This is a genomic window from Wenyingzhuangia sp. IMCC45467 (assembly GCF_054111205.1).
In genome coordinates, this window is record NZ_CM134196.1 from 709,104 (window position 1) to 731,528 (window position 22,425).

The 22,425-nt window shown below is 29.4% G+C and carries 22 protein-coding genes; 12 read left to right on the forward strand and 10 right to left on the reverse strand.

All coding sequences use genetic code 11. The features are described from left to right. The first annotated feature begins 1 nt into the window (after position 1). A complete protein-coding gene (gene proC, locus ACXGQT_RS03185) occupies positions 2–799 on the forward strand; it encodes a pyrroline-5-carboxylate reductase (protein ID WP_457829957.1) in 798 nt (265 codons plus the stop codon). 92 nt (positions 800–891) lie between these two features. After that, positions 892–1,776: a YitT family protein gene (locus tag ACXGQT_RS03190; protein ID WP_457829958.1), complete on the forward strand. Its 885-nt coding sequence runs from the start codon at positions 892–894 to the stop codon at positions 1,774–1,776. Between the two features lie 76 nt (positions 1,777–1,852). Here ACXGQT_RS03190 and ACXGQT_RS03195 read toward each other — a convergent pair whose 3' ends face one another. Beyond that, complete coding sequence (locus ACXGQT_RS03195) at positions 1,853–3,745, reverse strand: rhamnogalacturonan lyase (protein ID WP_457829959.1); 1,893 nt, start codon at positions 3,743–3,745, stop codon at positions 1,853–1,855. Between the two features lie 279 nt (positions 3,746–4,024). Between ACXGQT_RS03195 and murB the strand changes: the two genes are divergently transcribed. Further along, the gene (murB, locus tag ACXGQT_RS03200; RefSeq protein ID WP_457829960.1) at positions 4,025–5,026 is read left to right on the forward strand and encodes a UDP-N-acetylmuramate dehydrogenase; all 1,002 of its coding nucleotides are present in this window, start codon (positions 4,025–4,027) and stop codon (positions 5,024–5,026) included. A 7-nt stretch (positions 5,027–5,033) separates the two neighbouring features. Here the strand turns inward: murB and proB are convergent, their stop codons facing one another. Beyond that, positions 5,034–5,816, reverse strand: coding sequence for a glutamate 5-kinase (gene proB / locus ACXGQT_RS03205; RefSeq protein ID WP_068825119.1), 783 nt, complete (start codon positions 5,814–5,816; stop codon positions 5,034–5,036). Positions 5,817–6,173: 357 nt separating this feature from the next. On the opposite strand from proB, the gene ACXGQT_RS03210 reads away from it, so the two are divergent. From ACXGQT_RS03210 to lipA, 5 genes are all read left to right on the forward strand, one after another. Beyond that, positions 6,174–6,359 (forward strand): membrane or secreted protein, encoded by a 186-nt coding sequence (locus ACXGQT_RS03210; protein ID WP_457829961.1) that lies wholly within the window; start codon positions 6,174–6,176, stop codon positions 6,357–6,359. A 21-nt stretch (positions 6,360–6,380) separates the two neighbouring features. Continuing rightward, complete coding sequence (locus ACXGQT_RS03215; protein WP_457829962.1) at positions 6,381–7,496, forward strand: glycosyltransferase; 1,116 nt, start codon at positions 6,381–6,383, stop codon at positions 7,494–7,496. Continuing rightward, positions 7,493–8,062, forward strand: coding sequence for an RNA polymerase sigma factor (locus tag ACXGQT_RS03220; protein ID WP_457829963.1), 570 nt, complete (start codon positions 7,493–7,495; stop codon positions 8,060–8,062). The genes ACXGQT_RS03215 and ACXGQT_RS03220 overlap by 4 nt, the downstream gene beginning before the upstream one ends. Further along, a complete protein-coding gene (locus ACXGQT_RS03225; RefSeq protein ID WP_457829964.1) occupies positions 8,052–9,278 on the forward strand; it encodes an Nramp family divalent metal transporter in 1,227 nt (408 codons plus the stop codon). The genes ACXGQT_RS03220 and ACXGQT_RS03225 overlap by 11 nt, the downstream gene beginning before the upstream one ends. A 116-nt stretch (positions 9,279–9,394) precedes the next feature. Beyond that, a complete protein-coding gene (gene lipA / locus ACXGQT_RS03230; protein ID WP_457829965.1) occupies positions 9,395–10,318 on the forward strand; it encodes a lipoyl synthase in 924 nt (307 codons plus the stop codon). A gap of 421 nt (positions 10,319–10,739) precedes the next feature. On the opposite strand, the gene ACXGQT_RS03235 is transcribed toward lipA, so the two are convergent. Next, positions 10,740–11,975 (reverse strand): ABC transporter permease, encoded by a 1,236-nt coding sequence (locus ACXGQT_RS03235; RefSeq protein ID WP_457829966.1) that lies wholly within the window; start codon positions 11,973–11,975, stop codon positions 10,740–10,742. 6 nt (positions 11,976–11,981) lie between these two features. Here ACXGQT_RS03235 and ACXGQT_RS03240 point away from each other — a divergent pair, with 6 nt between their 5' ends. Further along, positions 11,982–13,178, forward strand: coding sequence for an exo-beta-N-acetylmuramidase NamZ family protein (locus tag ACXGQT_RS03240; protein ID WP_457829967.1), 1,197 nt, complete (start codon positions 11,982–11,984; stop codon positions 13,176–13,178). Here the strand turns inward: ACXGQT_RS03240 and ACXGQT_RS03245 are convergent. The 5 genes from ACXGQT_RS03245 to ACXGQT_RS03265 all read right to left on the reverse strand — a co-directional run bounded on the left by ACXGQT_RS03245 (position 13,175) and on the right by ACXGQT_RS03265 (position 18,248). Beyond that, the gene (locus tag ACXGQT_RS03245; RefSeq protein WP_457829968.1) at positions 13,175–14,218 is read right to left on the reverse strand and encodes an AI-2E family transporter; all 1,044 of its coding nucleotides are present in this window, start codon (positions 14,216–14,218) and stop codon (positions 13,175–13,177) included. The genes ACXGQT_RS03240 and ACXGQT_RS03245 overlap by 4 nt on opposite strands. Positions 14,219–14,245: 27 nt before the next feature. Next, positions 14,246–15,157 carry a mechanosensitive ion channel family protein gene (locus tag ACXGQT_RS03250; RefSeq protein ID WP_457829969.1) on the reverse strand — a complete coding sequence of 304 codons (912 nt, stop codon included), beginning with the start codon at positions 15,155–15,157 and terminating at the stop codon, positions 14,246–14,248. 7 nt (positions 15,158–15,164) lie between these two features. Further along, positions 15,165–15,878 carry a hypothetical protein gene (locus ACXGQT_RS03255; protein WP_457829970.1) on the reverse strand — a complete coding sequence of 238 codons (714 nt, stop codon included), beginning with the start codon at positions 15,876–15,878 and terminating at the stop codon, positions 15,165–15,167. 122 nt (positions 15,879–16,000) lie between these two features. Further along, positions 16,001–17,041: a response regulator gene (locus tag ACXGQT_RS03260; protein WP_457829971.1), complete on the reverse strand. Its 1,041-nt coding sequence runs from the start codon at positions 17,039–17,041 to the stop codon at positions 16,001–16,003. Positions 17,042–17,048: 7 nt separating this feature from the next. Next, a complete protein-coding gene (locus ACXGQT_RS03265; protein ID WP_457829972.1) occupies positions 17,049–18,248 on the reverse strand; it encodes an ATP-binding protein in 1,200 nt (399 codons plus the stop codon). A gap of 164 nt (positions 18,249–18,412) precedes the next feature. Between ACXGQT_RS03265 and ACXGQT_RS03270 the strand changes: the two genes are divergently transcribed. Further along, positions 18,413–18,913 (forward strand): hypothetical protein, encoded by a 501-nt coding sequence (locus ACXGQT_RS03270; RefSeq protein WP_457829973.1) that lies wholly within the window; start codon positions 18,413–18,415, stop codon positions 18,911–18,913. Positions 18,914–18,932: 19 nt separating this feature from the next. Then, on the forward strand, positions 18,933–19,523 hold the full coding sequence (locus ACXGQT_RS03275; RefSeq protein WP_457829974.1) for a porin family protein: 591 nt from the start codon (positions 18,933–18,935) through the stop codon (positions 19,521–19,523). Positions 19,524–19,636: 113 nt separating this feature from the next. Here the strand turns inward: ACXGQT_RS03275 and ACXGQT_RS03280 are convergent, their stop codons facing one another. Continuing rightward, positions 19,637–19,969, reverse strand: a complete 333-nt coding sequence (locus ACXGQT_RS03280) for a hypothetical protein (protein ID WP_457829975.1) — start codon at positions 19,967–19,969, stop codon at positions 19,637–19,639. 1 nt (position 19,970) lies between these two features. Further along, positions 19,971–20,501 (reverse strand): YkgJ family cysteine cluster protein, encoded by a 531-nt coding sequence (locus tag ACXGQT_RS03285; RefSeq protein WP_457830796.1) that lies wholly within the window; start codon positions 20,499–20,501, stop codon positions 19,971–19,973. 138 nt (positions 20,502–20,639) lie between these two features. Between ACXGQT_RS03285 and ACXGQT_RS03290 the strand changes: the two genes are divergently transcribed. Then, positions 20,640–22,424, forward strand: coding sequence for a hypothetical protein (locus tag ACXGQT_RS03290; RefSeq protein ID WP_457829976.1), 1,785 nt, complete (start codon positions 20,640–20,642; stop codon positions 22,422–22,424). Position 22,425 lies beyond the last annotated feature (1 nt).

The following is a 22,425-nucleotide window of genomic DNA, read 5'->3' on the forward strand; positions in this document are numbered from 1 at the left end:
TATGAAAAAAATAGTTGTTATTGGTGGTGGAAACATGGGTTTCACCTACGCAGAAGGAATTTACAATGCAAAAATTGCAAACATTGAAATTATTGACAAGTCTGATGACAGAATTGCAGAAATCAATGGAATGAATAAAATGAAAGCAACTACTAGTTACGATGCTTTAAAAGATGCTGATATTATTTTTTTAGCAGTAAAACCACAAATTGCTCCGTTGGTATTTGCTGATATAAAATCTATTGTAAACAAAAACCAATTATTTGTTTCTGTAATGGCAGGAATGACGATTGAAACCATTCAACAAGGGTTAGGAATTGATAAAGTAATTAGATGTATGCCTAATTTACCTGCTTCAATTCAATTAGGAATGACTACTTATGTAGGTTCTAAAGAAGTAGCTAAAGAAAATTTAGATTTGGTAGGGACTATTTTAAAATCTACCGGAAAAGCATTTGAAGTGGAAACAGAAGACATGATTGATAACACAACTGGTATTTCTGGTAGTGGATCTGCTTATATATTTTACTTTATGAATGCTTTGGCTGAAGCAGCTGAAGATTTTGGTTTTTCTAGAGAAGAAGCTAAAACATTAACCGCTCAAACTTTTGAAGGAGCTGTGGAATTGTACAAACAAAATGATATTTCTTTAGAAGAATGGATGAATCGTGTAGCTTCTAAAGGAGGTACTACTCGTGCCGCCTTAAATAATTTTGATGACAACAATGTGCACAACCTTATTAAAGAAGGAACTGTTGCTTGTGTGAACAGAGCTAAAGAATTGGCTGCTGACAAGTAATAAAAATATTTACAGAATTATATTTCAAACCCTTTGCTGATGCAAAGGGTTTTGTACTTTTAGACACAAACAAACATTAACAATATCCCTGTATGAATACCACCTTAACTGTTAAAAAAAACACAAATTTTGTAAATTCTTTAAAAGATACCCTTTTAATTATTATTGGTATTTTTTCTGCCTCTTTTGGATTTAAAGGATTTCTCTTAACCAATGATTTTATAGACGGTGGAGCTACAGGAATCTCTTTACTGATTTCAGCTGTTTCAGGAATTCCACTTTATATATTAATTATTATTGTTAACCTCCCTTTTATATTTATGGGTTATAAAATCATGGGGAAACAATTTGCTATCAAAACTGCATTGGCCATTGCTGGACTGGCTCTTTGTGTTGCCACTGTACCTTTTCCTAATGTAACCAATGATGACTTATTAGTGGCTGTTTTTGGTGGATTTTTCTTAGGAGCAGGAATTGGACTAGCTGTCCGTGGTGGTGCTGTAATTGATGGTACTGAAATTTTAGCAATTTATTTAAGTAAAAAAATAGGAACAACTATAGGTGACATTATCATTTTAATAAACGTACTTATTTTTTCTATTGCTGCTTACTTACTTTCTATAGAAATTGCCTTATACTCTATGATTACATACATATCAGCATCAAAAACATTAGATTTTATTATTGAAGGTATTGAAGAATATATTGGTGTAACCATTATTGCTTCTAAAAGTGGTGAAATTAAAAATATGATTACTAATAAATTAGGTAGAGGAGTAACTATTTACAATGGTAAAGGTGGATATGATAAAAATGGAGACTCTAGTAAGTTAGATATTTTATACACCGTAATTACCCGATTAGAATTAAGTAAACTAAATAATGAAATAGAAAAAATTGATGCTAAAGCTTTTATTGTTATGAATAGTATTAAAGATATTAAGGGTGGAATTGTTAAAAAAAGACCTTTACATTAGTTCTTAAAAACTCTCTTTTTAAACACAAATCCCTTTGCAGTTGCAAAGGGATTTGTGTTTAAAAATTAGTGAAGTATTATTCCTTTTTTTTAGCCAAATAAATACTTGGTTCCTTAGGGGTTTTCATTCCTACTCCTAAATAAAACCCTGTATGTGCGGGTTGATTATAAGCTACATTTTGCCATGCAATACTTGTTCTATACAAAGAATCGTGCATTAATGTAAAAATTCGCTCTTTTGTTGCGTATGGAGTTGCAAAAATAACCAAAGCTGTGTTGTCTTCTGTTCTCCATATTACTTCTTCTCTCCAATCTCCTAATACATCTGCTATAATACATGGGTTAGATTTTGTCCCGTTATTACTTTTTAGCTTCATGCCATCATAGTTATAGGCTTTTAATAAAATATCTGTCTCTTGTTTTTTTGCATTCCATTTTGCAATTACCGTTTTATCAACCATTTCTCTTAATAAATCTCCATCCCACCAACCAAACATATTCCAACTTGCTCCTTTGTGTGTTTTAGGATAAACTTCAGAAATGACTTCTCCTTTAATATTAAAAATTCCTTTTCCATTAGATGACCACATTTCTGCACCTTCATAATTAGGATCTATATCTGCAATTACTCCCCTACCAATATCCCCTCTACCTGGAATCATCCAAAAAGCTTCCCCTGTATTTGGGTCTCTATAATCAACTTGAGGCACATTAGGATCATCTGCTTCTTCATGCACCATAAAATACTCTAGTCCATCTCTGTTAGGATCAAAATCTCCTAAATGAATAGCATCTCCATGACCAAAATGTGTGGTATATAAGCCTTTACCATTATCATCAATAGCACAAGAACCATACTGAATTTCATCTTTTCCGTCTCCATCCACATCACCTACAGTTACACTGTGTGCTCCTTGTCCTGCATAATATTGATTTCCTCTATCGTTAGAATCAAACACCCAACGGTTGGTTAATTGTCCATTTCTATAATCATAAGCAGCTATAACAGTTCTTGTATAATACCCTCTACAGAATACCAAACTTGGTCTTTTTCCATCTAAATATGCAATACAAGCTAAAAATCTATCTACTCTATTTCCATAAGAGTCACCCCAACTACGCACATCTCCTCTTTGAGGAATATAATCTTGAGTAGTTATAAAAGCTCCTGTTTCTCCATTAAAAAGACTTAAATACTCAGGCCCATCTAATACATAACCGGATTTATTTCTATAATCTGCAGTAGCATCTCCTAACACTTTCCCTGTTCCATCTATAGTTCCATCGGCTGTTTTACAAGCCACTTCTGCTTTTCCATCTCCATCTAAATCATACACCATAAATTGGGTATAATGAGCTCCTGAACGAATGTTGATTCCCAAATCTATAGTCCAAAAAACAGTTCCATCCATTTTTAAACCTTGTAAATAAGTTTTTCCGGTATATCCTCTATGAGAATTGTCATGATCATTGGTTGGTGTCCATTTTAAAACAAGATCATATGCTCCATCACCATCTAAATCAGCTACAGATGCATCATTTGCTGTATAAGTATATTCTCTTCCATCAGGAGAAACTCCTCCTTTAGGAGCCGTAATTGGAATTTTTTTATAAATATTGTTCCAAACTTTTATGGGTTTAGATTTTTCTTGCTCTTTTCCATCAACAATAGCCGTAACAGTATAACTATAGTTTTTTGATGTTTTATCTATAAAATTACTTGCTCCCGTTATAGGCGTTTTATTTAACAAAGTATTTTCTCTATACACATTGTATGATGCGTTTTTAAATTCTGTTCCCAAAATTCTCCAACTTACCAACACCTCTTTATTATGGGTTCTAACAGCCAACGTTCCTCTATCTAAATCTTCCATTTGTTTTTGAGAAAATATAGGTGTAGACAATAAAAACAACATACATATATAAATTATATATGGTTTACGAGTATTTAATTTTTTACGAATATTCATTTTTTTTAATTGAAATTAAAATAGGGTAATCTTCAAATTTAATCTTTACTAAAAAAAACACCGTCCTGTCCTATCTTGTGTATATTTAAAACAAGCTATGGTCTTTTTAAATGTTTTTTATGAATTTGAATGAAATTATTTTCTATCAAAAACACTGTAATTGATATTTTTATGTTTTAGACTCCTAAATTCATAATAGGTTTAAAACAAGAGTATTTTTAGAGTTTTTACCCTGAATAAAATGCTTATTTTAGCAAGAACTTTTTTAGTATTTATTACATGAATTATATTAACAATTTCTCCTTAAAACAATACAATACTTTTGGCATAGATGTAAAAGCTGAAAAATTTATTTCGGTAAATACAATTCAGCAATTAAAGACCGTATTAAAAGAAAATGACACTGTTTTTTTATTAGGAGGTGGTAGTAATATGTTACTTACTAAAAATATTAAAGCAACCGTAATTCATTTAAATTTAAAGGGAATTATTGTAAACAATACAACAGAAGACAGTGTTGAAGTAACAGCATATGCAGGAGAAAACTGGCATGAATTTGTACTTTGGTGTATAGATCAAAATTATGGAGGATTAGAAAACCTGTCCTTAATTCCTGGAAATGTGGGAACTTGTCCTATTCAAAACATAGGGGCTTATGGTTTTGAAGTTAAAGATACCATTATTAGCCTAGAGGCTTTAAACAAGAACACGTTAAAAATAGAAACTTTTACCAATGCTGATTGTAACTTTGGTTACAGAAATTCTGTTTTTAAAAATGAGTTAAAAGATCAATATATCATTATCAATGTTACTTTTAAACTGACTATCAAAAATCATCAAACCAACACTTCTTACGGAGCTATTCAAGAGGAGTTGAAAAATATTAGCAATCCTAGTTTAAAAGATATTAGCAATGCTGTTATTGCTATTAGAAACAGCAAATTACCCAACCCTAAAGAAATTGGTAATAGTGGTAGTTTTTTTAAAAATCCTGTGATTGATATTACATTGTATAAAAAAATCAAAGAAGAACATCCCAATATCCCTTCTTATCCTGTTTCTGAAACACAAGTAAAAGTACCAGCAGGTTGGTTAATTGAAAAAGCCGGATTTAAAGGAAAAACTTATGGCAATGCTGGTGTTCATAGCAAACAAGCCTTGGTATTGGTAAACTATGGAAATGCAACAGGTTTAGAAATTCACGAAATTGCAAAAAAAATCCAGAGAAAAATCAAAACTGAATTTGAAATTACTCTGGAAATAGAAGTTAATGTTTTTTAAAGTAATATTATTTTTCTAAATCATTAGAAATCCTTGTCCCTACATATTCATCATCTATAATGTCTAAAATAATGTTTTCTGTTTTACCGTTTACAATATAAGTAGGAATATTATTTTTTGCTGATTTTTGAGCAACGCTAATTTTAGATCTCATTCCTCCTCTACCTTCACCTTCACCTTTTTTGTTAGGTTGAATGTATTGGTCTAAGTTTTCTGTAGAAGTTACTTCTTCTATCAATTCAGTTCCCTCATCAGCAGGATTACCAGTATAAACACCATCAATATCAGTTAAAATAATTAATTTATCAGCCTCTACTAACTCAGCAATTAAACTAGCCATTTCATCATTATCGGTAAACATGGTAGATGTTAAAGATACAGTATCATCTTCATTAGCCACAGGTATTACTCCTTCTTCTAATAAACCTTTGTAACAGTTTACCATATTATCACGGTGAACACCTGGTTGAAAATCTCTTTTGGTTGGTAGCACTTGTGCACAATTTATTCCAAAATCATGAAAAATATTGTAATACAAACGCATCATTCTAGGTTGACCTATAGAAGAATATACCTGTCTTCTAATAGATGGGTCTTTTATTATTGAAGGTCCTAAAACCTCTTTACCTGCAATTGCAGATCCAGAAGAAACCAAAATGGTCATAATATTACGTTCATATAAATCAGCAATTTGAGAGACCAAGTTTTGAAGGACTGGTCGAACAATTCTATTGTTCTTATTCTTCATTACATTGGTTCCTACTTTTACAACTATTAATTGATCGTACATAAAATATTTTTTGTTAAAATTTACACAAATTTACAAAAATACAACGGTATAGAAGAGTCATCTCTTAAAAAATTAACATCACATACCTTTAACAATATATATGTTTACTGTTATAAAACAGAGCTAAAACACTCATTTTAAAACCTTAAACCCTACTATTTCTAATATAGATGTAACCCCGTCTTTTTTTATAAAAACCATATCATATATAAAAAAATAATACATAATTATTTTTTTACACTAAATACAAGATAATCATTTATTTACTTTTATTCCTACTCATTTAAAATAGATTTCTGTGTATGTATCAATTTAACATCCGTATAAAAAATTGTATATTTGTTAAAATTATTTTTCATGAAACTATTCTTAATTTCATTTGGATTATTAGCCTTGGCTTTTGCAGGAATTGCGATAAAAATATGGGGTAAAAAAGACGGTAAATTCTCAGGAACTTGCGCTAGTCAAAACGCAAATTTTAATGATTCTGGTGAGCCATGTGGTTTTTGTGGTAAAATGCCCGAAGATTGTGAAAACAAATAAAATTTTATACTACAGGCCTTTATGACCCTTCTTCTTTTATCAATTTGTATACTTGTTACAATTATACATTTTGGTTATTACACTTTTATTTTCAACTTTTTTAATTTTACCAAAACGCAGCAAACAAGCACAAACAACATTCCTGTTTCTGTAATTATTTGTGCAAAAAATGAAGCTGAAAACTTAAAGAAAAACCTACCATATATCGTGAATCAACATTATCATAATTTTGAATTGGTGTTGATTAACGACAGATCTTATGATGATACTGCTGATATTTTTGAAACATATGAACAAAAATATGACTTTGTAAAAGTAGTAACTATTCAGGAAAGCGATTATTTTTATGGTAACAAAAAATATGCGTTAACATTAGGAATTAAAGCAGCTACGCATGATTGCCTATTATTAACAGATGCTGATTGCAAACCTAACAGTAAATTATGGATCCAAGAAATGGTTAATCAATTTGCAAATAAAACCAAAATTGTATTGGGCTATGGAGCATATACCACTATTAACAATAGTTTTTTAAACAAAGTGATTCGTTATGAAACTTTAATAACGGCTTTACAATATTTTTCTTTTGCAAAAATTGGTTTTCCATATATGGGAGTTGGTCGTAACTTAATGTACAGTAAAGAAGTTTTTTTAAAAAACAAGGGCTTTCATCAGCACATTAGAGTCATGTCTGGTGATGATGATTTGTTAATCAACCAAATTGCTACCAAAGAAAATACTGCTATTTGTTTTGATGAAAATGCTCATACCACTTCTGCTCCTAAAACAGATTTAAAGACTTGGGTTATTCAAAAAAGGAGACATATTAGCACAGCTAACTTATACAAACCAGTGCATAAATTTATGTTAGGATTGTATGCTTTTAATAGATTATTATTTTGGTTATTATTGCCATTTTGTCTTTTTTATATTGATAACAATCAATACAAACTTATTATTGGTATAACAATTATGATTAAATTTATAAGTGAATATGTTGTTGTAGGAATTGCAGCTAAAAAACTCAAAGAAAAAAAACTTACTATTTTAATTCCTATTTTAGACTTATGCTTGTTGATTTTTCAGCTTTATATTTTTGCATTCAATAAATTTAACAAACCTCAAAAGTGGTCATGACCTCACAAGATATTTTACTTACGCATATTAAAGCAGCAAAAAGAGGAGATCAAACTGCCTATAACTTTTTATTAAATTTATATTGGAACGATGTTTACACTTTTTTACAATCTAAAATAAGTGATGATTCTATTGATGCCGAAGACATTACCATTATAACTTTTTCTAAAGCTTTTGATAAAATTGATTTGTATAATGATGATTATGGTTTTAGAACTTGGTTGTTTAGCATAGCCAAAAACTTACTAATAGACGAGTTACGAAAGCAAAAAAACATTACCATTTCTATACAAGATGAAAATAGAGAGGTATACGGCTTGTCTGATGCCAATCCATCTCCAGAAGATAAAATCATCATAGAACAAAATTTAGCAGAACTTAAAAGAAATATTAAAAAATTAAAAATTAAATATCAAAAAGTCATCAACCTAAGATATTTTCAGGATATGACCTATATTGAAATAGCCAATCATTTAAACGAACCTATAAATAATGTTAAGGTTAAATTATTAAGAGCTAAAAAATTATTGGCAGAGATTATTACCAATCCAAACAATGAAATTTAAAGAAACAATTAAAGCATTAGGTCCAGGTCTTTTATTTGCTGGTGCAGCTATTGGAGTATCACATCTTGTACAATCTACAAGAGCAGGAGCCGATTTTGGCTTTAGTTTACTTTGGGCACTGGTAGCAGTACATATTGTTAAATATCCTTTTTTTCAATTTGGAGCACGTTATGCCAATGCTACTGGAAATAATTTATTAGAAGGTTACAAACAACTCCACAAAGGGACTTTAATTGCATACTATGTTATAAACATAACCTCAATGTTTATAATTCAGGCAGCAGTAACTATTGTAACTGCTGGTTTAGCAATGAATATTTTTGGTTTTTCTGCAAATGTTACAACCGTAAGCATTCTTATTACTCTAATTTGTGCCTTTATATTATTTTTAGGTAGGTATCAACTCTTAGACAAAGTAATGAAAATAGTGGTATTTACCTTAACCCTTACCACTATCATAGCTTTACTTATTGCTATCAACAAAAATACTACTTCTATTGCCTTGTCTCAAAAATTTCAATTTGCACCTCTTGAAATTGGTTTTTTAATTGCTTTTTTAGGTTGGATGCCTGCTCCTTTAGATGTTTCTATTTGGCAATCCTTATGGTCACAAGCCAAACAAAATCAACAAACAGAAAAAAGAAGCTTAAAAACAACTTTATTAGATTTTAACGTTGGATATCTATCAACCTTAATACTAGGAGTGTGTTTTTTATCTATGGGAGCTTTGGTTATGTATAACAGTAACCAAACTTTTTCTAACAGTGCTTTAGGTTTTAGTAAACAATTAATAGAAATGTATACCCAAAACATTGGTGGTGCTGCTTTTATTTTTATTGCCATTGCTGCATTTACAACAATGTTTAGTACTACTATAACCTGTTTAGATGCATCTCCAAGAGCCATGCAAACTACAGTACAATTACTAGGCTACAAAAGTTTTAAGAATGCCTACTTATGGTGGATTGTTTTTTTATCCATAGGAACAATTGTTTTGATTTCTTTTTTTACCAACCAAATGCTTACTTTAATTAAAATTGCAACTATTTTGAGTTTTTTAACAGCTCCCTTTTTTGCTATTTTAAACTACAAACTGATTACTAGTAAACATACACCTGTAGCATATCATCCTAATTTATTTTTAAAAATTCTCTCTTGGTTTGGAATTTCTTTTTTAATTCTATTTAGCATTTGGTACTTAACTACTTTATTTTAATAGACTAGTAAATATTTATACAAAATAACGGAATCTCGTTAGAAGCTTCTTTATTCCTTTAGTTATTACTTCATCCTATTCACTTTTTGTATCTTTACCGACCAAATAAAAAGATTATGAGTACGGAAGCAACTACATTTAAATCTGTATTACCAAATAAAACAAAAACAGCTACAAACCCTGGAACTATTCCTGTTGGAGATAAAAAACCTGATTGGCTAAGAGTTAAGTTACCTGTTGGAAAAAAATACACAGAATTACGTGGATTGGTAGATAAGTATAAACTAAATACCATTTGTACAAGTGGTAGTTGTCCTAACATGGGAGAATGTTGGGGTGATGGAACTGCTACTTTTATGATTTTAGGAAATATTTGTACAAGGTCTTGTGGTTTTTGTGGAGTAAAAACAGGAAAACCCGAAACCGTTGAATGGGATGAACCAGAAAAAGTAGCTCGTTCTATTAAAATTATGAGTATTGAACATGCCGTTTTAACCTCTGTTGATAGAGATGATTTAAAAGATGGTGGTTCTATTATTTGGGCAGAAACTATTGCAGCAGTTCGTAGAGCAAACCCTAACACTACTATGGAAACGCTTATTCCAGACTTTCAAGGAGATACCAAAAACATAGATAGATTAATTGCTGCAGCTCCAGAAGTTATTTCTCACAACCTAGAAACTGTTCGTAGATTAACACGTGAGGTTCGTATACAGGCTCAATATGATAGAAGTTTAGAAGTATTAAGATATATTAAAGCACAAGGACAAAGAAGGACTAAGTCTGGTATTATGTTAGGTTTAGGAGAAAAGAAAGAAGAAGTTTTTGAAAGCTTAAGAGATTTAGCAAATGCCAATGTAGATGTGGTTACGTTAGGACAATATTTACAACCTAGTAAAAAACATTTGCCTGTAAAAGAATATATTACACCTGAACTTTTTAAAGAATACGAAGTATACGCTAAATCTTTAGGATTTAAGCATGTTGAAAGTTCTGCTTTGGTAAGATCATCTTATCACGCAAAAAAACACGTCAACTAACTTTTTGGCACAATAGTTGTTAATCTATATAATATAAGAAAACTTCATAGTTTTTTTCATAGTTTAAAATAGTTTAGTTAGTTAGAAAAAACCTCCATCCCCAATGGAGGTTTTTTTTGCCATTTAAAAAAAAAACAAAACTACTGAAAAACATTTTTTGGCACAGTAGTTGTTAAGATATAAATTGTAAAACAAATAGTTTTTCATAGTTTAGATAGTTTTAGTTAGTTTATAAAAAACCTCCACCCCCAATGGAGGTTTTTTTTATGGAAATAAACAAAAATACTACTATAAAAAAACTGCTAAAAAACATTTTTTGGCACAGTAGTTGTTAAGATATAAATTGTAAAACAAATAGTTTTTCATAGTTTAGATAGTTTTAGTTAGTTTATAAAAACCTCCACCCCCAATGGAGGTTTTTTTATGAAAATTTCACAGATTTAGCAGGACTAATTTTGGTAATAATATAAGAAGGGATTAGCATCATTAACACACACAAAACAAGAGTTCCTATATTAAGAATAATAATTTGAGAAAAAGTTATATAAACAGGAGCCACATGTACATAATAATTTTGTGGATCTAACTCTATAAACTTAAATTGATATTGTAGATAAATTACCAACAACCCTACTACATTTCCTATTAACAACCCTCTACCAATAATATAAGAGGCATTGTATAAAAATATTTTACGGATAGACCAACTTTTGGCTCCTAATGTTTTTAGTACACCTATTACTTGAGTTCTTTCTAATATTAAAACGAGTAATGCTGTAATCATATTAATTCCAGCCACAATAATCATAATTATAATTATTACCGCTATGTTTCCGTCAAATAGCTGTAACCATTCAAAAATTTGTGGATATTGCTCAAACAAACTCTGACTGTCTAAAGTAACATCAATAGTTTGATATATTTCTTTTGATTTTGCATCAACTTCATTAAAATTATTAACAAAAACCTCAAAACCACCTACTTGGTCATCATTCCACTTGTTTAATCCTCTAATCTGATTAATATCACCAATTATAATATTTTTATCAAACTCCTCAAAACCTGTATCATAAATACCTGCAACACTATAAATTCTTCTGCTTGGTAAAGTATTAGGATCTTCTTTTATAAAAAAAGTTTCAAAAGTATCACCTACTTTAAACTTCATTCTGTCTGCTATAATTTTAGATATAATTACTTCTTTAGATATCTTATCTGTAAATACTGGCACTTTTCCAGCAACTAAGTACTCCTTAAAGAAAGTCCAATCGTAATCTTTATCAACACCTTTTAATACCACTCCTTCAAAAGAATTCTCGGTTCTTATAATTCCGGCTCTAGTAGCAAAAACCTGAACGTGATGAATACCTGAAACCGTAGTAAATTTTGGATAAAAGTTTTGATGTATAGAAATAGGTTTTTGCGTGGTTTTAGATTGGTTGTTGTCATAATTACTAATGACTACATGACCGTTAAAACCTGCTACTTTGTCTCTAATCTTTCTTTGTAATCCTACTCCTGTGGCAATAGAAATCAACATCATAATCATTCCCAAAGCAATAGCTATAATAGCTATTTTTATTATTGGAGATGAAACACTATTTTTATATTCTTGTGACTTGGTAAGTCTATTAGCTATAAATAATTCGAAATTCAAACGCTTATGCCTTTTAAATTGGTATTCAAAAATACATTTTTAATTCTTGTATTTTTCTTCTTTACTACATTAACCTCTTGTAAAGCACAAAATAAATCAACAAATAAAGAAATTATTGTAGCTGCTAACCAAACAGAGTCTTATTTTCCTTTATTAAAAAATTATAAAATTGGAGTAGTTGCCAATCAAACATCAGTCATTTTTAAGAAAGGAGGACACACTCATTTAATTGATTCCTTATTAAAATTAAAGATACACATAAGTAAAGTTTTTTCTCCAGAACATGGATTTAGAGGAAAAGCTGATGCCGCTGAACTTGTAGCTAATGGAACCGATGCCAAAACAGGACTGCCTATTATTTCTTTATATGGAAAACACAAAAAACCTAGTTCTGAAAATTTAAAAAACTTAGATCTAGTTGTTTTTGACATTCAAGATGTTGGAGTAAGATTTTATACATATATATCTACATTACATTATGTAATGGAAGCTTGTGCCGAAAACAATATTCCTCTCATTGTTTTAGATAGGCCCAATCCTAATGCACATTATATTGATGGACCAACACTAAACCCAAAATACAGTTCTTTTGTAGGAAAACACCCTGTTCCTTTGGTTTATGGAATGACTATTGGCGAATATGCCAACATGATAAATGGACAAAATTGGTTAAAAAACAGTATTCAATGTGATTTAAAAGTAATTGCCTTAAAAAACTACACCCATAAAAGTAGTTATCACCTACCTATAAAACCATCACCAAATTTACCTAACGACAAAGCTATTAACCTATACCCTAGTCTTGGTTTTTTTGAAGGAACACCTATTAATGCAGGAAGAGGGACTTCTTTTCAGTTTCAACAATACGGAAGTGCTTTGTTTGCTAAAACAAATTATAGCTATACACCAAAGACAAATAATGGAAGTAAACATCCTAAAGATGAGTTAAAGTTATGTTTTGGGGTTGATTTAAAAAATACTCCTAAACTTAACAAAGTAAGTATGGATTTTTTAGTGGATGCTTATCAAAAATATCCAAATAAAGAAAAGTTCTTTGGAGCTACCTTTACCATTCATGCAGGAGATACTATTTTAGAACATCAACTAAAACATGGAGCTACAGCAAAAGAAATTGAAACCAGTTGGCAAACAGATATAGAAAAATTTAAAAAAATAAGAAAACAATACTTATTATACCCTTAAATAATATCTTGCTCTTGTGTATAAAACGTTTCTTTGGTAATATTTTTAATCATAATTAAAATAACTGCTGTGATAGGCAAGGCCACTACCATTCCTATAATTCCCCATATTTTTTCTCCTATCAACAAAGCTAAAATAGCCAACATAGGATTTATATTAATTTTATCTCCTACTATTTTAGGAGTTAAAAAATTCCCCTCTACAAACTGAATTACACCAAATAAAATTAAAATATATAGTAAAATTGTTGGAGAACCTTGAGTTAATAAAGATACTGACAATACCAACAAACCACCAATAACCACTCCAATATAAGGCACAATGGTAAACAAGGCTGCCAAAACTCCTAATGCAACGGCATAAGGTACTCCCAACGCTAATAAACCCAAAGAATTTACAATAGCCAATATGAACATAACTGTTAAAACTCCTTTTAAATAATCTTGGATAATTACAGAAACTTCACTTATAACTGGAATGGCTTTTATTTTAAAAGGTTTCATTATTTTTTTTACATATTTTAAAATAGAAGATTTAAAACACAATATAAAAAACACATAAATTGGAATAATGGATATATAGACCAAGAAACCTCCTACATTGTCTAAAATATAACCAATAACATCGGTATTAGATTTTAAAAGTTGATCTACTCCTACTTCTAATTTTTGGTTGATATGAAAATTTCTAACACCAAAAACATCAGCCATTAATTCTTCTATAGATCTGGTAATAACAACCATTTTTTCACTTATACTAGGTAAATCTTCATAAAACCCTAACAACTGAACCGTTAACAAAGACAGCAACCCTCCTATTGATATAATAAGGGTAGACAATAATATAATGGTAGACAATAATCTGTTTTTTACAAACTTATTAATTCTTTTAAATATTGGATTTAACACAAAGCACAATAAAATTGAAATGACCAAAGGAGCCAATACAGTTTTTGCTTGTATTAACGTAAATACACCAGCCATTAATATAAAAATGGAATAGGCTGCATAACGAATATAATTTATCTTTAATAATTTCAATGCTTTGTGTTTTTAATAATACTTTATTCATGAATCTTCTTGTCCATTTTGATTCTTATAATTGTTAAGAACAGTATCAAATTGATTTTTATTAAACTCTAGGGTTCTTATTGGGAATGGAATACCAATATTATTTTTATCAAACGCTTTTTTAATAGCTATTAAACCATCATTTCTAGCTTTTAAAAATCCTGGCTGATCATTAGTATCTATCCAATAATACAAGGTAAAGTTTATAGAACTACCTCCAAACTCATTAAACATAATGCTTACATCCTCTTTTCTTACTACAAAATCCAAATCTTTAATGGCATTTTCTCCTACTTGTTTCACAAACTCTAAATCAGAACCGTAAGTAACCCCACAATTAAGTTCTATTCTCCTTTGTTTTAATACAGAATAATTTATCAGTTTGTTTTGATAAACATCTTTATTAGGAATTATTACTTCCTGACCATTAAAAGAATGCATAATTAAGTTTCTTAAACTAATATGCTTAACCACTCCCATTTCATCGGCTGTTTCAATTATATCATTAATTTTAAATGGTTTTCTTACCGCCATAAAGACTCCTGAAATAAAATTGGTAGCCGAATCTTGAAAAGCAAAACTTAAAGCCAAACCAATAACTCCTGCCCCTGCTAACAAAGAGGTTACTGCTTTATCTAACTTTAACACACTTAAACTTATAAAAATACCAACACTGTAAGTAATAAAAAAAGAGATGGTTCCTATAAGTTTAATTAAAGCTGTATTACTAATAAACCTATTCATTCCTTTTTGAATAATCATTCTTACAAACCTAGCTATAAAGTAGAATAAAATAAGTAGTAATATACTTAGAATCATGTTAGGAAGCATAGATACTAAAACCTCATACCAAGACTCTAATTTATTAATAACTAGGTGATATGCATTGTTGATATTAAATTTTTCCATGTTGAATTTATTTTAAAATTGCCTGAATTGAAACTCCTTTTGAAGGCATGAGCATAGGGTCTATTAAAAAAACCTTTCCTCTATTTATAAAAGTTACAATGGCTGCTAAATTTATTAAAGACATGTTTTTAGTACTTTTCTCACTATCTATCATTGTGGTTTTGTTCACATCATCGTAAACCCCATAAACACCGTTTTCTGACGACACATAAAGTGTATCTACTTTACCATCATAAGCCAAAGGAATAATTTTTTCTAACCTATTGGTGGTTTTATCATCGTTGTATAAAGATTCTTCAATTCTTAAAGATCCTTGTTGTATTTGTTGGTTGGTTACACTCTTAAAAAGCGGAAGTAGGTAGTAGTTAGAAGTAAGATGTATGCTAGATTGTATTTTTTTGTTTAACACATAAGCATCTATGTTATTTTCGTCCATAAAAATAACCAAAGTATTACCATTATTAATCAAATCTTTATCGTTCCAAAAATCCTGATCATTATATACTTGCTCTAGAGGTTTAATTATATTATAAAAAGAATCTCCAGTAATATGATTGCTAGTTAATTTCTTTTTTAATTTTTCTAAGAGCTTTATAAAGGTATTTTTAGAATCTTTAATTTTATTGTTGAGTGCACAATAAAATGAAACACAATTAAAATCCATAGCTGCTGCCAAAGATTTTATATTAGTTTCTGAAATTTGTTTTTTTACATTAAACATATAGCGTAATTAGTTTTGTTTATCTGTTAAAAACAAAGTTAATACGCTATTGTGGATATTTGATTGACTGTAGTCACGAGAAAAGTTGATTCTCATCAACTTTTAAAAACAGATTTAATAGATTACCATATTAAATCCATTTGTTGTAGTTTTTTTCGATCTGTTAAAATAATTTTTTTTCCTTCTGTTTTAATAATTCCACTACTCTTAAATTCGGTAAGTGTTCTGGTTAAACTTTCTTTTGTGGTTCCTGTAAGTTTAGCCAAATCAGATCTAAGAATGGTAATTTCGTTATTATCTTCTAATAGTTCTTGTAGTTTTTTTGAAACTCTTTTTCTTACAGAGCTATATGCCATTAGCATTAAATCTTCTTCTTTAGAGCTAAGATTTTTAGAAATAATAGTCATAAATTGTTTGGCTATGATTCTATTTTCATACACCAATGTTAAAAAATCTTGTTTAGATATTTTTATCAAATTGGCTTCAGTTAGAGCATCGGCAATTTCATCGTATACTCTTTCTTCAAAAATAGGTTGATATCCAAAAAAATCTCCTTCGTTATACACTTCAGTTATATATTCTTTTCCATCATCATTAAAACGATAGGTTTTTACGCTACCTTTTTCTACATAATATACATAATGGGCATTTTCTCCTTGTTTGTAAATATTTTCTTTGGGTGAGTATTCAAACAAACGTGATTGGGCTTTTACTTCTTCTAACGTAACTACTTTTTGTGCGTTGTCTAAAAAAGTTTTAACATCATTATTACTACTAAATTGTTCTTTTAGCAATTCCATTTTTTTAAACCTACTTTCTATGGCTTTAATTAGTTCTGTACTATCAAAAGGTTTAAATAAATAATCATCTGCTCCCAATTCCATCCCTTTTCTTAAATCTTCTTTTTCAGATTTTGCTGTTAAAAAAATAAAAGGAATAGAGGCTGTTTCTTTTTTCTGGCTAAGTACATACAATACACTATAACCATCTAGTTCAGGCATCATTACATCGCAAATAATTAAATCTGGCACAAAGCTATTTACCTTTTCAATTCCTATTTTTCCATTTTCGGCAGTTTCAACTTCGTAACCTGTTAAAGCAACTAGTTCCGAAATGTTTTCTCTCATAATAAGGTCATCCTCAATTACTAATATTTTTTTCATAACTAAATTACTTTACTAGGTTTTTTAAATTAATGTTTTGTTTTTCTAAAGGATCTACAGTAAAAATAACAGTAAAAGTAGTTCCTTTATTTTCTTCACTTTTAAAAGTAATTTTACCATCCATTAAGTTTACATATTTTGCTACAATATTTAGGCCTAAACCAGTTCCTTGCAAATTAGTAACATTGGTGGCTCTAAAAAAACGTCTAAATAAGTTTTTTTGATCCTTTACTGGAATTCCCATTCCCTCGTCTTTTACAGATATTTTAATACAATCATTATGAATGCTAGATTTTAAATAAATATTTTTATGATCTGGAGTATATTTTACTGCATTTGATAATAAATTATTCATAATATGCCTTAAAATATTCCTGTCTAAACAAACAATAGTTTTGTTGCCTTTGTGTGTGTATTGTATTTTTTGATTTTCTTTTTTTAAACCAGAAAACTCATCAATAGTATTGTTTAACATTTCCTGCAAATTAAACAGCTCTTCTTGATATTCAATTTTGCCTTCTTCTAACTGTCCTAATGATAAAAATTGATTTAAAATAGTAGTAAGCATTTTTATAGAACTCTTTATTTTGGTAATGTGTGAGTCTACTTTATTTTGATGAATAAATCTATTCCATAATTTTTCATCGGCATTTAAATACCTTTCAACCAAATCTACAGAAGATAAAATTCCAGCCAAAGGAGTTCTAAACTCATGCGATGCAATAGATATAAAACGAGTTTTCATGTCATTTAGCTCTTGCTCACGCTCTAGTTTTTCTTGAATTAATTCTTTAGATTTTTTTTGCTTATCTAATTCCTTTTCTAGCTTTTTCCTTTTAGAAATATCGTTAATTACACATATAGTATATAATTCATGATCCTCATCTGAGTAAAAATTCTGATTACAATCTATTTCTAAAATTTTGTAGGCATCTTTATGTTTAACAACAATTTCGTACTTACCATAGTTCTTTGTTTCAACATCAAAGCAATTTTTAAAGTAAGCTTCAAACTCGGTTCTATACTTTTTTGGAATAACATCTACCAACCTACTATTGGTAAGCTTTTTTGAAGAAGTATTTAATAAAAGTAAACTAGATTTGTTAAACTCTAATACCACTCCTTTCATGTTTATAAGCATTACACCATGAAATAAATTATTAAGAATAGAGGTAAATTTATCGCTGTAAATGTGATTTTTTGTCATCTGTACAATTTATAACTCTATCAAATATAAACACAAACCCACTAAATACTAATAAATATATTATTAAATTGATCAAAATCAATTTTTAAACAAAACTCTCATCAATTAAACCAACTTACATCTGCTATACCTTTGCTACAACAAATACATAAAAACAATTTATTATGAGAGTATCAACTAAGTATAAAAAGCAAATAACATCAGCGTTATTTTTATTAGGAATGGGAGTTTTTACAGCAAATGCTCAAACAATTTCTAAGAATGCTATTGGTTTTAGAGCTGGAGATAACGATGGATTTGGAACAGAAATTTCATACCAAAGAGCCCTAGGAAATAGTACAAGAATGGAGTTTGATTTAGGTTGGAGAGATAATGATAATTTTGATGCAATGAAATTTACAGCCTTACACCAATGGGTTTATCCTATTGAAAATAGATTTAACTGGTATGTAGGTGCTGGTGGTGGAATTGGTTTTTTTGACAACAATAATATCAATTCAGATGATGAAGTTTTTGTAGTAGCCAGTGGTGATATAGGTATTGAGTATAACTTTAAAATTCCATTATTAATCTCTTTAGATTTAAGACCAGAAGTTAGTTTTAATAACGATTATTCTGATGGGTTAGACCTAGATGCTGCCTTAGGTATTAAGTATCAATTTTAATCTTTAAAATAAAAAAAATATGAAAAATTTACTATTATCAACCATCGCTATTTGTGTAATTTCAATAAGTTCTTATGCACAAGATGAGTTGTACAAAAAGTCTAGTGTAGGTATTAAAGGAGGTTATAATTTAGCTAGTGCCATTATTGATGGAGATGCAGATGTAAATAACAGACATGGTTTTCATGTAGGTTTTTATAACGAAATATATTTACACAACAATTTTGCAGTGCAAACAGAACTGTTATACTCCCAACAAGGATACAAAATTGAAACCGATGCGGGAGATTTTACACAAAAATTAGACTACTTAAACCTACCCATAATGTTTAAAGGTTACCTAAATAAGAATTTTTATGTAGAAACAGGACCTCAAGTTGGTGTTGCCCTATCGCATAAAGAAGAAATTGATGCTGACTTTGATTATTTTGACAGCACCGAAGATTTTACCCCTAATGATTTTGATTTTGGTGCAAACATAGGAACTGGTTTTAAAACAGACAGTGGATTAAACATAGGAGTAAGATATTACTTTGGACTTACCGATGTTTACAGTGAAGAAAATCAGAAAAACAGACTATTACAAGCCTCTATTGGTTTTAGTTTCTAAAAATATTGAGTACCTATTAAAGAAAACAAATTGCTATGAACAAAAGAAATACTCTATGCAATTGAAAAAGAAAACCAAAAAAGCTGTTACCAAAAGGTAACAGCTTTTTTAATTTATACTTCTATTCTAAATCCTTTATGAGTAAATTTTAACTTTTTAATGTAAAAAAGCTCAGTATCTACTTGTAAACTCATTTTCTTAATATGGTTGTGTTTCTTTATAACCTCTATCAGTTTGTTTCTTAAATACACATCTTCTATCTCAAAAAATTGATATGCAGTTATATTAGGTTTAATTTTTTTTAAATCTAACCCCCTAACCCACAAAAAAGAAAAAACCAAATTATTTTGTTGTAAAATAAAACTAAAATTCTTTGCAAAGAACTCACATTCTGCAATTTCATCAGCATAACAAAAGCCAAAAAAATTAGAGGCTCTAAGTATCATTTTATTTTTTTGATCTATTTTTTCTAGGAGTATTGTCTAAAGGAACTGCTTGCTTTAATGCCTCTACAATATTATATGCTGCAGGACATATTTCTGAATTGGTAATTGTTAAATCTGTTAATTGAATAAACTTTTTTCTATTGGTATGCGGATATTCGGAACAAGCTTTTGGACGAACATCATAAATAAAACAAGTGTTGTCTGTTTCATCTAAAAAAGTACAAGGAGATGATTTTAATACATAACAATCATCTTCATCCCTCTCCAAATAAGTTTCCATAAACTTTTGTTCTTTCATGCGTAAATGTTTAGCTATACGAGCTATGTCATTTGCAAAAAACATAGGGCTTGTTGTTTTACAACAATTTGCACAAGTTAAACAGTCCGTTTTTTCAAACTCTTTATCGTGCAAATCTTGCATGGTATAATCCAAGTTTTTAGGCGTTCTTTTTTTTAACTTCTTAAAATAAGATACGTTCTCTTTCCTGGCATCTTTTGCCTTTTGTGGTAACTCCTGTAAAAACTCTTCCATAAATGTACTCATAATGCAAAAGTACTCAATCAACATTTAAAATTAGGATGTTCCGTAATAATTATGTCTAATGATAATTATCATTTTTATAAACTTTCCATCACTATACATTTGCTTTATAACCACCAATAGTATATAATGGAAAAACATAGCTTTCACATTCCTGTAATGGGAATTGGTTTTACTGCAGATAGTCCTTTAAAAGTAGCTCCTTATGGTATTGATTCTGTAATTTCTTTAGTAGATGACGTATTACTAGAGAAGTTAAGAAAATATTACACAACATTAAACCATATTAAATACATAGAAATCAGCAATAAAACTATTGATTATAGAGCTAAGAGAATTACAGCTTATTTAAATTTAATAGATCAATTAATTCATAAAAAAATTAAAGAGCTAAAAAACATTAACAGCTTAAAAAGCCCTCTATTAATTAATTATATAAAACATTTACCCACCACATCAGAACTAAAAAAACGTTTATTACAAAGTAATGATTTAGAGGAAGTAAAATCACTTATTCAACACCATTTAAAACCAGGTCATATTGATGTAAATATTATGACCAAAATAGATAAAACAAACTATCACAAAAAAGAAGCCTTACCTATTGAGTTTAATGATGCTCATGCAGCTTTAAGAGGTTATGCCAATGCAAACATATCATCATCAATTGTTTTTTCAGCAGGTATGAATCCTAAATTATTTAATTACCTAGAAGGGTTTGATGATTTTTTTCCAGATGATAAAGGTTTTATTAAAAAGAAAATAATTTTAAAAGTAAGCGATTATCGTTCTGCACTTATTCAAGGAAAATATTTAGCAAAAAAAGGTTTATGGGTATCAGAATACAGAATAGAATCTGGTTTAAACTGTGGTGGACACGCTTTTGCCACAGATGGTTTTTTAATAGGGCCTGTGTTAGAAGAGTTCAAACTTTATAGAAAAGAACTGTACAACACCACCTATTCCCTATTTAGCAAAGCATTACATCAAAAAAACAAAAAGTTATCTCAACTTATGCCCTCTTTAAAATTATCGGCACAAGGAGGAGTGGGAACATCAAAAGAACATCATTTTTTGTTAAAACATTATAGTTTAGATTCTGTAGGATGGGGAACTCCTTTTTTATTAGTACCACAAGCTACTACTGTAGATACAGCAACAATGAACAAACTAATAAATGCTACTGAAAAAGATTTGTATTTAAGTAACATTTCTCCATTAGGAGTCCCTTTTAATAATTTAAGAGGCAATACAAAAGATGATGAAAAACAAATAAATATTGATAAAAACAGACCCGGAAGTGCCTGTCCTAAAAAACATGTAGCATTAAACACAGAGTTTAAAAAAGAAGGACTTTGTACTGCTTCTAGAGAATATCAATACTTAAAAATAAAAGAACTACAAAACAGCACAACTTTAAGTATTAAAGAACAAAAAACAGAAATTAACAAAGTCACTGAAAAATCTTGTATTTGTGTAGGCTTGGGAACTTCTTCGCTAATAAATTATGAGTTAGATACCAAAACAGAAGGTAAAGGTGTCTCTATTTGTCCGGGGCCTAACCTAGCCTATTTTACTAGTAAAACAAGCTTATCTAACATGATAAACCACATATACGGAACAAAAAATATTATACAGCGCAAAGACAGACCCAATATGTTTTTAAAAGAACTAGACCTATATGTAATCTATTTAACCAATCAAATAAATCAAATTACAGAGCAATTTTCCGTACAACAAAAAAAATCACTCAATCGTTTTACGAACAATTTATTGAGTGGAATTCAATATTATCAAAATTTGTTTCAACATCATGTAAAAGAAACCTTGCAACAAAACAAAACCGATTTACAAAACTTAGCAAATCAATATAAAACAGTAACCCATCTAAAAACAAAGTTACAAACCGTCTAAA